The sequence below is a fragment of the Streptomyces sp. NPDC020681 genome (assembly GCF_044334895.1).
Taxonomy (GTDB): Bacteria; Actinomycetota; Actinomycetes; order Streptomycetales; family Streptomycetaceae; genus Streptomyces.
In genome coordinates this window covers 20,676-35,305 of sequence record NZ_JBIRTX010000029.1, presented here as the reverse complement: position 1 = coordinate 35,305, position 14,630 = coordinate 20,676, and the positions used below count along the sequence as shown (strand labels likewise).

At 70.3% G+C, this 14,630-nt stretch carries 11 protein-coding genes and 2 pseudogenes; 2 read left to right on the top strand and 11 right to left on the bottom strand.

The genetic code is table 11. The features are described 5' to 3' along the window. Nucleotides 1-142: 142 nt before the first annotated feature. The 10 genes and pseudogenes from ACH4YL_RS37435 to ACH4YL_RS37390 all read right to left on the bottom strand — a co-directional run. A pseudogene (locus ACH4YL_RS37435) lies at nt 143-309 on the bottom strand (glycoside hydrolase family 3 N-terminal domain-containing protein); the annotation flags it as partial. A gap of 50 nt (nt 310-359) precedes the next feature. Beyond that, a complete protein-coding gene (locus ACH4YL_RS37430; protein ID WP_398511993.1) occupies nt 360-2,213 on the bottom strand; it encodes a peroxidase family protein in 1,854 nt (617 codons plus the stop codon). 268 nt (nt 2,214-2,481) lie between these two features. After that, complete coding sequence (locus ACH4YL_RS37425) at nt 2,482-2,625, bottom strand: hypothetical protein (RefSeq protein ID WP_398511992.1); 144 nt, start codon at nt 2,623-2,625, stop codon at nt 2,482-2,484. Between the two features lie 132 nt (nt 2,626-2,757). After that, entirely contained in the window at nt 2,758-3,546 is a 789-nt protein-coding gene (locus ACH4YL_RS37420; protein WP_398511991.1) for a winged helix-turn-helix domain-containing protein, read from the bottom strand. A 123-nt stretch (nt 3,547-3,669) separates the two neighbouring features. Next, nucleotides 3,670-3,867 (bottom strand): hypothetical protein, encoded by a 198-nt coding sequence (locus tag ACH4YL_RS37415; protein ID WP_398511990.1) that lies wholly within the window; start codon nt 3,865-3,867, stop codon nt 3,670-3,672. Between the two features lie 52 nt (nt 3,868-3,919). Continuing rightward, nucleotides 3,920-4,045, bottom strand: a pseudogene (locus ACH4YL_RS37410) (hypothetical protein); the annotation flags it as partial. A 197-nt stretch (nt 4,046-4,242) separates the two neighbouring features. Beyond that, nucleotides 4,243-4,383 (bottom strand): hypothetical protein, encoded by a 141-nt coding sequence (locus ACH4YL_RS37405; RefSeq protein WP_398511989.1) that lies wholly within the window; start codon nt 4,381-4,383, stop codon nt 4,243-4,245. Nucleotides 4,384-4,771: 388 nt separating this feature from the next. After that, on the bottom strand, nt 4,772-5,503 hold the full coding sequence (locus tag ACH4YL_RS37400) for a hypothetical protein (protein WP_398511988.1): 732 nt from the start codon (nt 5,501-5,503) through the stop codon (nt 4,772-4,774). Nucleotides 5,504-6,036: 533 nt separating this feature from the next. Next, the gene (locus ACH4YL_RS37395) at nt 6,037-6,699 is read right to left on the bottom strand and encodes a response regulator transcription factor (RefSeq protein WP_150497990.1); all 663 of its coding nucleotides are present in this window, start codon (nt 6,697-6,699) and stop codon (nt 6,037-6,039) included. Continuing rightward, nucleotides 6,674-7,846 (bottom strand): sensor histidine kinase, encoded by a 1,173-nt coding sequence (locus ACH4YL_RS37390; protein WP_398511987.1) that lies wholly within the window; start codon nt 7,844-7,846, stop codon nt 6,674-6,676. The genes ACH4YL_RS37395 and ACH4YL_RS37390 overlap by 26 nt, the downstream gene beginning before the upstream one ends. A 175-nt stretch (nt 7,847-8,021) precedes the next feature. Here ACH4YL_RS37390 and ACH4YL_RS37385 point away from each other — a divergent pair, with 175 nt between their 5' ends. Next, nucleotides 8,022-10,292, top strand: coding sequence for an MMPL family transporter (locus tag ACH4YL_RS37385; RefSeq protein ID WP_398511986.1), 2,271 nt, complete (start codon nt 8,022-8,024; stop codon nt 10,290-10,292). 1 nt (nt 10,293) lies between these two features. Here the strand turns inward: ACH4YL_RS37385 and ACH4YL_RS37380 are convergent, their stop codons facing one another. Then, nucleotides 10,294-10,641: an ROK family protein gene (locus ACH4YL_RS37380; RefSeq protein WP_398511985.1), complete on the bottom strand. Its 348-nt coding sequence runs from the start codon at nt 10,639-10,641 to the stop codon at nt 10,294-10,296. 253 nt (nt 10,642-10,894) lie between these two features. Here ACH4YL_RS37380 and ACH4YL_RS37375 point away from each other — a divergent pair, with 253 nt between their 5' ends. Then, a complete protein-coding gene (locus ACH4YL_RS37375) occupies nt 10,895-14,392 on the top strand; it encodes a SpoIIE family protein phosphatase (protein ID WP_398511984.1) in 3,498 nt (1,165 codons plus the stop codon). The last annotated feature ends 238 nt before the right edge of the window (nt 14,393-14,630 follow it).

Genomic DNA, 14,630 nt, shown 5'->3' with positions numbered 1-14,630 from the left:
GCAAGACCCGAGGCGCGAGCACCCGTTCAGCTCAGACGCCGGTCCCGGATCCCTCGGGATCAGGACTCGCGGGGGTGCTGTCGGCCGGCTGGTCGGTGGCGGTTGATGCCGGCGTTGTCGGCGCTCTTCAGGTCGCGGACTAGGCGGTGCCGGTGGTGGCGACGAGGTAGGGGTCCTCGCCGAGGGTCTCCCCGACCCGGCCCAGAGGTAGTCGCGAACGACGATCAGGACGGGGGAGAGGCCCTGGTGGACGCCGACCCGCCGCGTGCTGGAACCGACGGCGTGGGACACGCGCTCGACCAGGTCAGGTCAGGGTTGTGGGCGGCGGCCAAGGCCAGGCGGCGGGCGTCTCTCAGCTGTCAGGAACCGCCCGTGCCGGACTGTGCCTTGTGCCATGGCACAAACGCATTTGTCAGCCCCGCTAGGGCCGGGCGCAGCTCCGGGTGGTGCCGCAGGATCACCGTGGCCATGGTGTTGTCGTCGATCCAGGCCATTCCGGCCTTGGAGTACACCTCCGGGGTGTAGTACGCGGTGAAGAAGCGGTCACTGCTCAACCTGACCGAAGCCATCAGGATGAAGATGCGGAACGCGGTGTTGCTGAAGGTGAACCCGGCCGGAAGCTTCTCGGCGTACATCCCGATCGTCAGGTCGACCTTCTCGATGTCGTTCCCGTACAGCCGCTTGATCTCCTCGGCCCACGTCGGATTGTCTGTCAGATCCTCGAAGCCTGCCGCCGGCTTCATCCGTAGAAGCCGTCGGAACTCGTTGTAGCGGGGGAGGCCCAGCTCCCGGCTGCGCAGGATGTCGGTGGCGGCAAGATCCTGCAGGTGCCCGTCGGGGCGCTGGAACTCCTGAAGAAACTTCGGGAAGTTGTGCAGGGTGACCAGACCCGGGTGGAGCGTGCCGAAACTGTAGAACAGGTCGGCCATGTTCGTGGTCTCGAGGACCTTCAGCGCCTCGGGTCCGGAGATCTCGCGCAAGGAGCAGTGGCGCAGGGTCTCGTTGTCGACAGCGGAGCGCAGGTGCCAATCGTCGCGGATCAGCGGATGCATGCGGTAGATGGCCACGAACTCCTCGGTGAGGGCGAACGGAGCGCCATAGTGATCCGTTTTCGCGCCGGGGATGCCGCTGACGAGCTCACTGTCGCTGATCCGGCCAAGAAGGTTGTGGACGTGTTCCCCCGCGAGGCCCCACCAGTTGGTTTGCAGGGCCTTGACGGTCGTGGGATGGCTGATCACAGCAGGCGTCCACTCCACGGTGTGGATCTTGGCGATGAGTGCGGAGTTGACGAGCCGCGCCCGCTGGAACAGCTCCTCGTCGTCCCAGGACGGATACGCAGCATGCAAGTGGTCGCAGATTGCGTTGTGCTCCCGGGCGAACAGGTTCTGCATGATCACCAAGCCCAGCCAGAAGCCGGGCACCCGCGACGGGTCGCGAGAGGGGTCGGGGAACGGGGTTTGCTCGTCGTCCCACAGCCGCAGCCTGCCCAGCTCACCGGTGCGCAGTTGGCGTTGCTCCGCGTCACTCGACCCGTAGATCTGCGACGCATCCCACCAGTGGGAGGAGACGTTGACGCGCGTGTCGGGCATTTCGGCACCCGCCTGCGGGTCCCGGGTCGGGTCGTCGGGTGTCCGCATGATCCGCATCGGGCGCTCCGGCCAGGGATCGTCGTCCATGAGGGGCACTTCCCAGGGCCGGCTCTCAGGACTTGTACCGTGGCTGAACCAGTCGCGGATCATGAACTGCAGCCATGTGGAGATGAGGGAGTTCACGGACTCGGCCGGGATCAACTCGTGACGGGTGAGCAGGGCTCGGCTGACCTCGCGCGGGTTGGGGCGGGACAGGACGTCCTCGGGCGTGGCCGGCGCGATTTTGTTCAGCGGGATATTGCGGTTGAAGCGTGTGCCCGCCATGCCCATCCGAGGCTCGTCGAGGTCGTTGAAGCTGCCGTCGGCGCTTCGGTTGACCTTGCGCTTCTCGGACTTCGGCCCGGGATCGGGAAGGTTGACCGAGGGTAGGTGCGTGGTGTCGTGGAGGTTCTTCTGACGGAGCCTCACGCGCAGTCCGAAGAGGACCGCCAGGCCAGGAATTACGGCCAGCTTGTCCCAGCCGATGCGCCGGTCGACATACTCGGCGAGGTCGCCGGCGATCCTCCACAGAAGAGACGCGGATGAGGAGCGGGAGCGGCGGAAGAGGGAGCGTTGTGTGCTCATGGTGGTACTCCTTGGGCACTCCTGGTGGGTCCTCCATCGGGCTGACCACACCGGCCTTGTAGCGGTTCGCGTCGTCACCCGCGCCGAGGAGGCATGACGCGCATGCAGACGGCGGCGAGACCGGCCGCGGACGGCATCCGCAGGCTCCCGCGCTGACGATGTAGTCGAATCCCGTGTCGGGCTCGCGGAACGCCGGACTCCGCCGTCACCGCGGCGCCTTCTGCCCGGATAGCCGGCGGACGGCACGGTGTTGGCAGCGGAGGAGAGACTAGGTCATGGCGGCGGCGCTATGGAGCGGCCGCTGGGCCGCGACCGCCGAACTGACCTCACGGTTCGGGTCGAGGCGCCGGGAGAGCAGGGCGGGCACCAGCAGGCCAGTGATCCCGTTGAAGAGCCGGGCTCCGGCTGGCACGTGACCGAGGCGAGCGGCCGGGAGGCGCGTTGCTTGGCCATGGTGGCTCCTCGGATCTCGGATTGCGATGACCTCTGCCGCGATGGCGCACATGCGTCTCAACATCACATCTGAATCGGCATGAAATTCACACTAGGAGAAGTTCCGCTCGCCCGCATGTCGGAACAGCACCGGACGCTGGGCGGTGAGCTGCGGCCAGACCGGAACGGAGGCGGGCGCCCGCAGGGCGCGGCGTGCCGTACGGCGGGTCATCCGGCGACTGGCGCGCCTGGTGGAGAGGAGGGTGGTTCCCAGCGGGGTGGTGGTGTGCCGCACCGTGTTGGCGTGGCGGAGGCTGGTGACCAGACCGGCGGCTCGCAGGGAGGTGGCATGTTCGGAAGCGGAGGCGGGGGAGATGCCCAGGTGCTGGGCGAGCTGTTTGGTGGTGTGGCCGGCGGGGTCTGCCAAGGTGTGCAGGACGGCGGCGCGGGTGCGGCCCAGCAGGGCAGCCAGTGCTGTTGGTGCACCTGACAGGGCATGGGATGGCTCGGCAATGAGGTCGCTGGTCTGTAGGTCACGGATTGGTGCGTAAATCAGCACTGGAGTGTCGACGTCGTTGAGCAGGGCCCGGGGGCGGGGGCCGCAGAAGATGTGGGCGCACACGAGGATTCCCCGTCCTTCCAGGTGGAAGTCGACCTCGCCTTGTTCGGGGAGAACGGGAAGTTCCAGTACCGGTTCCCGCCAGCGCACCTGCGGATGCAGTCCCGCCAGCAACGCGCCGACTCCAGCGCGCGCCATGGTGTGCACCCGCCAGGCACGGTCCGCGTCCAGCACGGCTCGCATGCGGTCGGCGAAGGGCGTTATGGCGATGTCGTAGTAGGCCGCCAGTGCGTCGGCCACCGCGTCCAGTGCATCGCGGTCGCCATCGGCCAGTTGTCCCACCCTGGCAGGCGAGCGGCGGTGAGTTGTCAGGTGGCCCAGGTCGGCCGCCGCACGCCTGCGGGGCGTGGCTCGTATCGCCTCGAACGGCCCTCGACGGGCCACCGCCAACCATGCACGAGCTCGTTAGAGCTTCTCGCCGCCGCGCCAGCGCATCCAGCTGGATCCCGTGACCGTGCAGAGAGCGAGCGAGACCAGGGGTGTTGGCGTCCGGCTGCGCCTCCACCAGGTCGCGCCACAGACGTACCGCTTCTGCACCAGCCTCCAAGGCTTCCCGCCGCCGCCCCAGAGCATGTAGCTGAGCGCCGCAGCTGTCGAGGGCAAGGGCGAGGTCGGAAGTGTGCGTGTCAGGTGCCGCCGCGTCGAGCTCCCGCCACAGTTGCACGGCTTCTGCAGCAGCCTCCAGCGCCTCCGCGGGCTGCTCCACCCGAGTCAGGTGGTACCCAAGGTTGTCCAGAGCGCGGGCGAGGCCGTCGGTGTGCGCGTCTGGGGCCAGTTCCACCAGTCTCCGCCGCAGCCGCACCGCTTCCGCAATAGATTCCAGTGCCTCCGCGCTCCGCCCTACTTCATCCAACCGTTTCCCGAAATTCAGCAGTGCGCCGGCGAGGCCGGGGGTGTGCGCGTCTGGGTCCACTTCCACCAGTCTCCGCCGCAGCCGCACCGTTTACGCGATGGTTTCCAGTGCCTCCGCACGTCGCCCTACAGCACCAGCCGGTTCCCGAAATTCAGCAGAGCGCCGGCGAGGCCGTAGGTGTGCGCGCCCGGGTCCTGGGCGGCGAGCTCCCGCCGCAATCGGACCGCTTCTGCAGAGGTCTCCAGTGTCTCCGCACGTCGCCCCACAGCAGCAAGCCGGGTCGCAAGGGAATCCAGTTCGTCAGCGAGGGCAGCGTCATCAGGGGCCTTGTCACGGCTCTGTCGTGAAGCAGTGCGGTGCGGGGCAATGTGGTGGTGAGGGGAGGAATTTGCCGCTTGAGGGCCGCTACGCCGTCGTAGTCCAATGAGGCTGCGCTGACAGCAGCGACGATGGCGTTGTCGAGTGGGTAGTGTCCGGCCCGTGCCACATCTACTGCTACGGACAGGAGTACTTTCGGGTAGGCAGTGACGACTTTGGTGAACACGTGTTCCGCATCTGCCGAGTGCTGGGCGGCTCGAGCGAGCCGGAGCAGGAACCGAAGTGCTTGGCCCGCGTGCGCAGAGGAGGCAGAACTAGGCATGGTTACTCCCAACGTCACGTGGTGAGAGCCGCTGTAGCTAGGGCGGCCGGTAGCGCAGGCTGGGTGGCGGCACAGCGGACCGCGTAGCGTTCGGCGAGCCGGGCGGGTAGGTGAGGGTCGAGCCATTGACCGCTGCGTTGGGCGTAGAGCTGGTGGAGCCAGAGGGCCAGTTCGGTGAGTTGGTCGACAGGTCTGGTGGCGAGCCCTGGTAGGCAATGCAAGCGGCGCGCCATCTGTGCGCAGTCGTCGGCGCCGATGAGAGTGGCGGCTGTGATCGCTGCCTGCAAGGCAGCGAGAGGGTAGGTCAGGCCCATGTCGGCAGCGTTGCCCTGCCACCAGGTCTCTTCGATTCTGAACAGGTGGAGCAGGGCGTTCTCAATCGTTAGCGGGCCAGTCAAGGCTTGCTGGGCGGCGGCCGCGGCGGCTGCATGTAGTTCGGCGAACGTGGTCGTTGGCTCCAAGCCAGTGAGGGTCACGGACGGTGTTCGGCAGTTGAGGTGACGGGCATAGTGCTGGGCCGCAGCGTTGAACAACTGCTGCTGGTCAGCCGACCCCCCGGCGAGAGCGCTTAGCTGTGTGGGGCCGGAGGGGGAGAGGGCGGCATGCACGCTCGGGTCCAAGCCGGCGCGCAGCTCGCGCCACCAGCTACCGAACTCGCGGCCTGCCAGCACGATACGGACGTGTTGGGTGTCGTCCCGGCGCACCCGCGTTGTGATCATCTCGGCAAGATCGTAGTAGTCGGGCACGGTGTCAGCGTCATCGACGATCAGCAGGACACGCCCGTGCTGCAAGGCTGCGGCTTCTACGGCTTACTTGGCTTTACCCCGACGCACCCACTCGCAGGACCAGCCTTTGGCCTCCAGTCGGTGCGCCGTCTCCAGGAGCAGCCGCGTCTTCCCAGTGCCAGCCGCACCAGCCACCCGCCAAACTGGGCCCCCGTCGGGGCTGCTACACCAGCGCGATATCGCCGACAGCGGCCGAGTGTGCAGCGGGGAGAACGGCACTACTTCCCGGTCTGGGTTCAAGGCGGCTAGGCCGCGTATCGAGTCGTGATCATCGGGTGGTCCTGGTGAGGTCTTTGATCCAGATCATCGAGGCGTGCAGGTGGAGACTGGCGAGGTAGCTGTCGGGAGTCTTGTCGTATCGGGTGTCTCACCGTCCCAGTTCCGGCCTCCTGGTACGTCACGCTCTGGGGCGGGTGAGGCACGTGGAGCCGACGTGAGCCGACCGTGCACTGATGTCCGGGCGGGGACTCATGGGACATGGCCCGGCACCCGGCTCAGGTTCCGGGGAGGATACGGCGCGTTTCGTAGGCCCACATCGCGATCTCGACCCGGTTGCGGGCGCCGAGTTTGGCCATCAGGCTGGCCAGATGCGTCTTCACCGTGCTGAGGCTGATGTGCAGTGCATCGGCGATCTCGGTGTTGGTCAGCCCGCGAGCGACGGCGAGGAGCACCTGCTCCTCGCGGGCGGTGACGGGGGAGACCGGCTGGGCCACGGGCCGGCCGGCGGGCAGGTCCGCGAATGCCTGGAGCAGACGGACGGTGACGCTGGGCGCGATGAGCGCCTCACCGTCGGACGCCGACCGTACGGCCTGCGCCAGAAGGTCCGGTCCCGTGTCCTTGAGGAGGAATCCGCGGGCGCCGGCACGCAGTGAGCCGTAGACGTACTCGTCGAGGTCGAACGTGGTGATGACGACCACGGCCAGCGGGTCGGCGACGCCCGGGCCGGCGACCAGCCGGGTGGCCTCGAGCCCGTCGAGTACGGGCATGCGGATGTCGAACAGGCAGACGTCGGGGCGTAGTTCGCGGGCCAGACGTACCGCTTCCCGCCCGTCGGCGGCCTCGCCGACCACCTCGATGCCGGGCTGGGCGTTCAGCATGATCCGCAACCCGGTGCGGATGATCGTCTGGTCGTCAGCGACGAGGACGCGAATGGACACCGCTCTCGCTCCTCGCTCTCGGCAGTTCGGCTTCGACATGCCAGCCCCGGTCAGTACCCGGGCCGGCTCGTAGTGTGCCGCCGAGCAGGGTCGCGCGCTCGCGCAGTCCGGTAAGTCCGTATCCGTCGCGACCCCGGCCGGTGCGCCGGCCGTTGTCGCGCACGCTCACCCGTACCGTGTGCCGTTCCGCGGCGACCCGAACGACGAGCTCGGTCGCGTCGACCGCATGGCGCAGCGCGTTGGTCACCGACTCCTGCACGATCCGGTAGACGGCCGCGTCCACGGCCGGGGGCAGCGCGTCCAGTTCGCCGTCGAGCCCCAGGTCGACCCTGAGGCGACCACCCGGGGTGCGCACCAGGCGCTCCAGATCCGCGACTCCGGCAGGGGGCGCCAGCTCGGCGCCGACCCCGCGGTCGCGCAGTGTGGCGACCATGGCGCGCATTTCCTCCAGCGTGCGCGCCCCTTCCTCCTCGACCCCCTCCAGCGCCTCGACGGCGGCGGACGGGTCGGTGCCCGCGAGCACCCGGCCCGCCTGGGCGATGATCACCATGGCCGACACGTGGTGGGCCACCGTGTCGTGCAGTTCCCGGGCGAGCTGCTCGCGCTCGCGGGAGCGCACCTGGTCCAACTGCCGCTCGCGAGCGGTCACCCGGAACCGCACGGCAGCCCCGACCACGCCGGGCAGCAGCAGGAAGACGAAGCCCCCGACCTTTTCGACGACCGGGGTCTCGTACGTGACGACACACAGCGCGCCGACCGCGAGGATCACCGCGCCGCCCAGCACGATCTCGCGTCCCGATCCCCACCGGGTCAGCGCGTACACCAGCACGAGCACGACCGCGCCGGTGTCCAGGCCGACGGGCTCGCGCGGTGCGGCGACGAGCGAGGCCACCGGAAGCAGGATCACCGAGCCGAACGCCAGCGTCACCATCGCCAGCGGGCGGGTCCGGCGCCACAGGGGCAGCAGGCACAGCCATACGGCGACCACCACCGCCACCGGCCGCCACACGACGTTCTCGCGCAGGGTGGCCTCCAGCGCCACACCGGCAAGGCCCGCGGCGAGCAGCGCCCAGTCCCGCCACACCCGGGCGGGCGCGTCGGGCGGCCGGGGTTCGGTCCACAGGGTTCGCAGGTCGTCTCGGAGCACGGTTCTCAGCCTAGGGACCGCGGCGTGCCGCGCATCGGCCGAAAGGACGGGTCGTCACTCCGCCCTGGGGCTGACGGATCCGCGGCCCGCGGGCCGATGCCGCGGAGCGCCGTGGCGACGAGCCTCGGCATCGGTGGCCGTACTAGGACGGCCACCGAGGTGGTTGGAGGACCCGATGCTCTCGAAAGCCCTGTTGCGCCTGGGCGCAAGCGCCGCCCGCCATCCCTGGCGGGTGATCGCGGCATGGCTGATCGCCGCCACGCTCGCCGTCCTCGCCGCCGTCGCCTTCGGCGGGCGGACCGCGGACTCGTTGACCGCTCCGGGACTGGACTCCCAACGGGCCGCGGAACTGATCGAGCGGGCAGGCACCGGCCAGGAGGGGATGACCGCCCAAGTGGTCGTCACCCCCCTCGACGGCGCTGCGACGTTCTTCGACCACGACAGCGCGCGCACCGCTCTCACGCGGCTGCAGACCGAGGTGAAGCGGCTGCCGCACGTGCTCGGCACGAGCGACCCGGCGGGGGCACTCGGCACGGGCGGGGACACCGCCGTGCGCGGCGGCCTCGTCTCGGCCGACGGGCGGATCGCAGTCGTCCGGGTGCAGTACCCCGACCAGAGCCGGCTGTCGGCCGAAGACCTCGACGCCCTCGTCGATCTCGGCGACCGGCTGCGCGCCGAGCTGCCGCTGCGCATCGAGATGGGCGGGAACCTCTTCTACGCCTTCTCCGACCCCGACGGCGGCGCGAGCGAGCTGATCGGCCTCCTCGCCGCGGCCGCGATCCTGTTCCTGGCGTTCGGTTCGCTCGTCGCCGCCGCGCTGCCGATCGGCATGGCGGTCTTCGGGCTGACCGTCGGGGTCGCCACGATGACGGTACTGGCGGGGGTGACAGAGGTCCCCACCTTCGCACCGGTCCTGGGCAGCATGGTCGGGCTCGGAGTGGGCATCGACTACGCGCTGTTCGTGCTCGCCAGGCACCGGGAGTACCTCGCGTGCGGGCTCGATCCGCAGGCGGCGGCCGGACGAGCGGTGGCAACGGCGGGGCGGCCGGTGGTCTTCGCCGGCGGCACCGTCGTCGTGTCGATCCTCGGCCTGGCGGTCGCGAACGTGCCGTTCATGACGGTGGGCGGGGTTGCCGTCTCGATCGTCGTCCTGACGATGGTGCTCGCGTCGGTGACGCTGCTGCCGGCCTTCCTCGGCGCGGCGGGCCCGCGCCTGGCCCGGGCCGGCCGGATCGGCCGGGCTCTGCAGACCAGGAAGCCAGCCCGACTCGCACGGCGGCGGGACCCGGCGGCAGGCGCCGCCCACGCCGCCGGGTGGCGGCGCTGGATCGGGCACGTCAGCCGGCACCCGGTGCCGTACGCGATCGGCGCGGCGGGGCTGCTGCTGACCGCGACGCTGCCCGTGCTCGGCCTGCGCGTCGGCCTGCCCGACGACGGCTCACTGCCCCACAGCCGTACCGAGCGCCGGGCCTACGACCTCGTCGCCGAGGGGTTCGGCCCGGGCACCAACGGTCCCCTCGTCATCGCCGCGGACCCCACCGGTGATCCGGGAGTGCTGGACCGACTCGTCGCAACGGTCGCGGCGGATCCGGGCATCGCATCCGTCGCGCCGACGCACATCGATCGGGCCACCGGCATCGCGACCCTCGTGGTGTTCCCGACCACCAGCCCTCAGGACAAGGCCACGGCCGACACCATCGCCCGGCTGCGCACCGACGTGCTGCCCACGGCGATCGGGCACGGCCCGGCCAGGGCCCACGTCGGCGGCGCCGCCGCGAGCCTGTCCGATGTGGGCCAACGCACCAGCCAACGCCTGCCGGTGTTCGTCGCCGCCGTGCTGGCGATGTCGTTCCTGCTGCTGATGCTGGTCTTCCGCTCGATACTCGTACCGCTCAAGGCGGTACTGCTGAATCTGCTGAGCATCGGCGCGGCCTACGGCATCATGGTCGCGGTCTTCCAGTGGGGCTGGGGAGGCGCACTCATCGGGCTGGAAGCGACGGTTCCGATCGTGTCGTTCATCCCGATGTTCCTCTTCGCCATCCTGTTCGGCCTGTCGATGGACTACGAGGTGTTCCTCCTCTCCCGCGTACGCGAGGAGTACCTGCGCACCGGCGACAACGGCACGGCGATCGTTGAGGGCGTCTCGCGCACCGCCCGGATCATCACCTCGGCCGCCCTCATCATGGTGGCGGTCTTCCTGTCCTTCGCCGTCGCCGAGGACCCCTCCACCAAAATGTTCGGGCTCGGCCTGGCCACCGCGATCTTCATCGACGCCACGGTCGTACGCATGGTGCTGGTACCGGCGACCATGACACTCCTCGGCCGGACCAACTGGTGGCTGCCGAAGTGGCTAGACTGGATGCTTCCCCGCGGCCCGGTCGGCACCGACGACACCGACGCGGAATCCACGGGTGAGGCCCCGCGTCCACGGCTGGTTGACCGTTGACTCAACTCCTGCCCGCCCTTGGCGTCCGGCACCTCAGCGCGTCACCTAGGGGCATATCGAGTCCTGATGTGGCGTCGAGGCCGAGGTCCGTCAGTCGGGTGGCCAGGGCGGAGCCGCCCGCGATGGCCTCCAGGCAGCCGGAGTTGCCGCAGCGGCACGGATCGTCGCGTTCTCCGACGCGGATGTGGCCGATGTCGCCGGCCGAGCCCTGGGCGCCGCGGTGCAGCCGGCCGTCGGCGACGATGCCACAGTCGATGCCTGTGCCGATCTTGATGTAGAGCAGGTAGCGGGTGTCGGGGAAGGCGCCCGTTGCGGCCCGCCACCTTCTTCTCGCCGTCCGGGCCGACACCGTCGGCGCCGACAGTGTCCACCGCCCACAGGGACTGCGAGTCGACGATCGCCGCCGTCGGCGTGCGGCTGCAGGCGTAAACTGCTGGGCAAATCATCTTTTTGACTATTTTGGACCTGCAATTTCGGCAGGAGCGTAGCCGGAACCGTCGGATCCGGCGTCTGATCTGCCCGGAAGGTCCGCAGCGAGTGGCCGTCGGCAGCCTGGGGAGGGCGCGGGCGGATCACAAAGGCGCCAGGAGGAAGATTCCTCGATGACCCGGCCCGATGACCCGCGCACTGCTGCGGCCCGGATGTTCGCCGATGCCGGCGCGTTCGGTGAGCGTCTGGCCGGGATCGACTGGGCGACGACGCCGCTCGGGCCCCCCGAGTCCTGGCCGGGGCCCTTGGTGGACACCCTGCGCCTCATGCTCACCTCTGAGCACGGGATGGCTCTGTACTGGGGCGCCGAATTCGCCACGCTGTACAACCTGGGCTCCACACCCATTGTCGGCGCCAAACACCCCTGGGCGCTCGGCAGGCCGTATAAGGATGTGTTCCCCGAGGTCTGGGACCACCCCGTGAGCTCCCACTTCCACTATGTGACCGACACCCGCAAGCCCCTGCTGATCCCCGATGAGCCGCTCATCATGGAGCGCCACGGCTTTCCGGAACAGTGCTACTTCGACTCCGCCTTCCAGCCCGTGCTGCTGGACGACGGCACCGCCGGCGGCGTGCTGCAGATCATCACCGAGACCACCGGCCGGGTACTGGGCGAGCGCCGACTGCGTCTGCTGAGCGAGACCGCAGCCCGCACCGCCGGGCTGCCCACCCCGGACGAGGTCGCCCGCGTCGTCGCGGAGGTGCTGGGCTCCTATCCCGAGGAGATCCCGTTCCTGGGCCTGTACCTGGCCTCCGAGCCGGGGATGCTGCGGCCGGCGGCCTCCGCCGGGCTCCTGCCGGCGCCCGAGGCCGTCTCCCTGAGTGCAGCCGACGGGTCGGAGGTCGCGGCCCGGCTGGCGCAGGTGGCAGCCGACGGTGCCCCTGCCACGCTGCCGGCCGCCGCGCTCACCGGCGCCAACACGGCCGGGCAGCACGCCGCGGCCGCCCAGCTACCAGTCAAGCAGGCGCTGGCCCTGCCGCTGCACTGCGCGGGCCAGGTGGAGGGCGTGCTAGTGGTAGGCGTCAACCCCTGCTTCCCTCCTGCCGGGGCCTATCGGGACTTTTTGGAGGTGCTCGCCGCCGCCGTGGCCGGGGCGCTGACGGCCGCGCTCGCCCACGACGAGCAGCGCCGGCGGGCGGAGGCGCTGGCCGAGCTGGACCAGGCCAAGACCACCTTCTTCGCCAACGTCAGCCACGAGTTCCGCACCCCGCTCACCCTGCTCCTGGGCCCGCTCCAGCAGGCCCTGGCCGACGAGGACCGGCCCGAACGGCGCGAGCAGCTGGAGCTGGCCGAGCGCGGCGCCCTGCGCCTTCTGAAGCAGGTCAACACCCTCCTGGACGTCACCAGGGCCGGGGCCGGGCAGATGCGCCCTGCCCTCGAGCCGGTCGACCTCGCCGGTGCCACGGCCGAGCTGGCCGGGGTGTTCCGCTCCGCCTTCGAGGCGGCCGGGCTGACGCTGGAGGTGGACTGCCCGCCGCTGCCCAAGCCGGTGGCCCTGGACCGGGAGATGTGGGAGAAGATCATCCTCAACCTGCTCAGCAACGCCTTGAAGTTCACCTTCACCGGCGGCGTCCGAGTGCAGGTGGCCCCGGCCGGCGACCGGGCCCGTCTGACCATGACCGACACCGGCACCGGCATCCCCGCGGACGAGCTGCCGCGCCTGTTCGAGCGCTTCCACCGGGTCCGCGGCGCCCGCTCCCGCTCCCACGAGGGCAGCGGCCTCGGACTGGTGCTGGTGAAGGACCTGGTGGAAGCGCACGGCGGCACGGTCGGCGTGGACAGCCGGCTCGGCCAGGGCACTGCCGTCACCGTGGACCTCCCCTTCGCCGCCGCCCCCCGGCCCCGCCCGGACCCGCCCGCAGTCGGCGCCGGATCCCCCGGGGAACCCCCCGGGGAAGGCGGCGGCTGGCCCGGCCGCGCCGCGTCCTACGTGGACGAGGCGATGGGCTGGCTGGCGGCCGACCCCGCCTCTGCAGCAGCCACCCCCGCGGCACGCACCCCGCACGCGCCCGCGACCAACGATGCCCCCCACGGCCCCGGCCCGCACGAAACCGACCGCCCCCACCGGGCCCGCCTGCTGGTCGTCGACGACAACACCGACATGCGCGCCTACCTCACCCAGCTCCTGCAGCCCGACTACGACGTGCTGCTCGCCCCCGACGGCCGGGCCGCTCTGGAGATGGCCCTGGCGCAGCCGGTGGAGCTGGTGCTCAGCGACGTGATGATGCCCCGCATGGACGGCTTCGAGCTGGTCCGGGCGCTGCGCGCCGACCCGCGCACCGCCCGCCTGCCCATCGTCTTGCTCACCGCCCGCGCCGGCGAGGAGGAATCCGTGCAGGGCCGGCATGCCGGCGCCGACGACTACCTGGCCAAACCCTTCTCCGCGCGCCAGTTGCTGGCGCGCGTCCGCACCGGGTTGGAGCTGTCCCGGCTGCGCGAACAGGTCCTGACCGAGACCCGCAACCAGCTGGCCGTGCTGACCTCCCTGGCCGACGCGGGCCTGCGGCTGTCCTCCACCCTCGACCCGGACCAGGTGCTGCAGACTGTCGGCCAGGTCCTGCTGCCCGACTTCGCCGACCAGATCAGCATCCACCTCACCGCCGCGGCACCCGCCCCGGCGCAGTCGCCCCCGGCATACATCGCCGGCACCCCTCTCCTTACCCGCGAGGCCCTGGCTACCGCGGCCACCCACGCGATCAACAGCACCGCCCCAGCCGGCCCGCACTCGGCGCCCGCCGCCGTGCTTGCGCTGCCGCTGCACGCCCACGACCAGACACTGGGGGCCCTGGTACTGGTCCGGCGCACCGACTACTCCGCGGTCGAACACAAGTATCTGGAGAACCTCGCCCACCGCCTGGCCCTGGCCTACGACAACGCCACCCGGTACCACAACGAGCGCCGCCTCGCCCTGACCCTGCAGCGCGCCCTGCTGCCCCACCGCCTGCCCCAGCTGCCCGGGGTGCGCCTGGCTGCCCACTTCCGGGCCAGCAACCGCGGCGCCGAGGTCGGCGGCGACTGGTACGACGTGCTCGCGCTGCCCGACGGTGCCGTGGGGCTGGCCATCGGCGACGTCATGGGCCACGACGTGGAAGCCGCCACCTTGATGGGCCAACTCCGCTCCGCCCTGCACAGCCTCGCGATGGAGGGCGCCGGCCCGGCCCAGGTGCTGGCCAGGCTGGACGCCTACCTGCAGTCACTCGCCACCGAACGCTTCGCCACCTGCCTGTACGCGGTGTACAACCCACACCGCCACCGCCTGCGCTACGCCGCCAGCGGGCACCTGCCGCCCCTGCTGATAGCCGCCGACACCGCCTATCTGGAGTTGCCCCCGGCTCTGCCGCTGGGACTGGGCAGCACACCAGTCGACCGCGAGGTGGCGTTCCCGCCCGGTACCAGCCTGCTGCTGTACACCGACGGCCTGGTGGAAAACCGGGCGCTGTCCCTGGACGACTGCCTGGCGGCCCTGCGCCAGACCTGCGGCGCGCTGCCCGCCGCTGCCCGTACCGACCCCCAGCAGATCACCGAACGGGCCCTGGAGCTGCTGAACACCCCCGACCGGGTCGACGACGACACCGCTCTGCTCGCCGCCACCGCCGAACCGTCGCGTTGACCGGCGACCGCAGGCCGGCGGAAGTGCCATACGACCGACCGCTACTGCTCGTAGTCATTGCTGAAGAAGCTGCGGATTGCCAAGCCACTGCCGACGAACGAGACGGGGTGACTCGGGCCGCCCCCCGCGTGCATCCGGCGGGGCCGAAAGGAGGGAAGGCTGGATGTGTAACCCCGCTCAGAACGGGGCGGTATCCGATACGAGGTGTCCGGCCGGTCAAAAAGGGGAGTGGCTGTCG

Bases quoted from the DNA above. Each gene is read 5' to 3' on its own strand.
- ACH4YL_RS37430 (WP_398511993.1), bottom strand. From the start codon at position 2,213: ATGAGCACACAACGCTCCCTCTTCCGCCGCTCCCGCTCCTCATCCGCG.
- ACH4YL_RS37385 (WP_398511986.1), top strand. From the start codon at position 8,022: ATGCTCTCGAAAGCCCTGTTGCGCCTGGGCGCAAGCGCCGCCCGCCAT.
- ACH4YL_RS37375 (WP_398511984.1), top strand. From the start codon at position 10,895: ATGACCCGGCCCGATGACCCGCGCACTGCTGCGGCCCGGATGTTCGCC.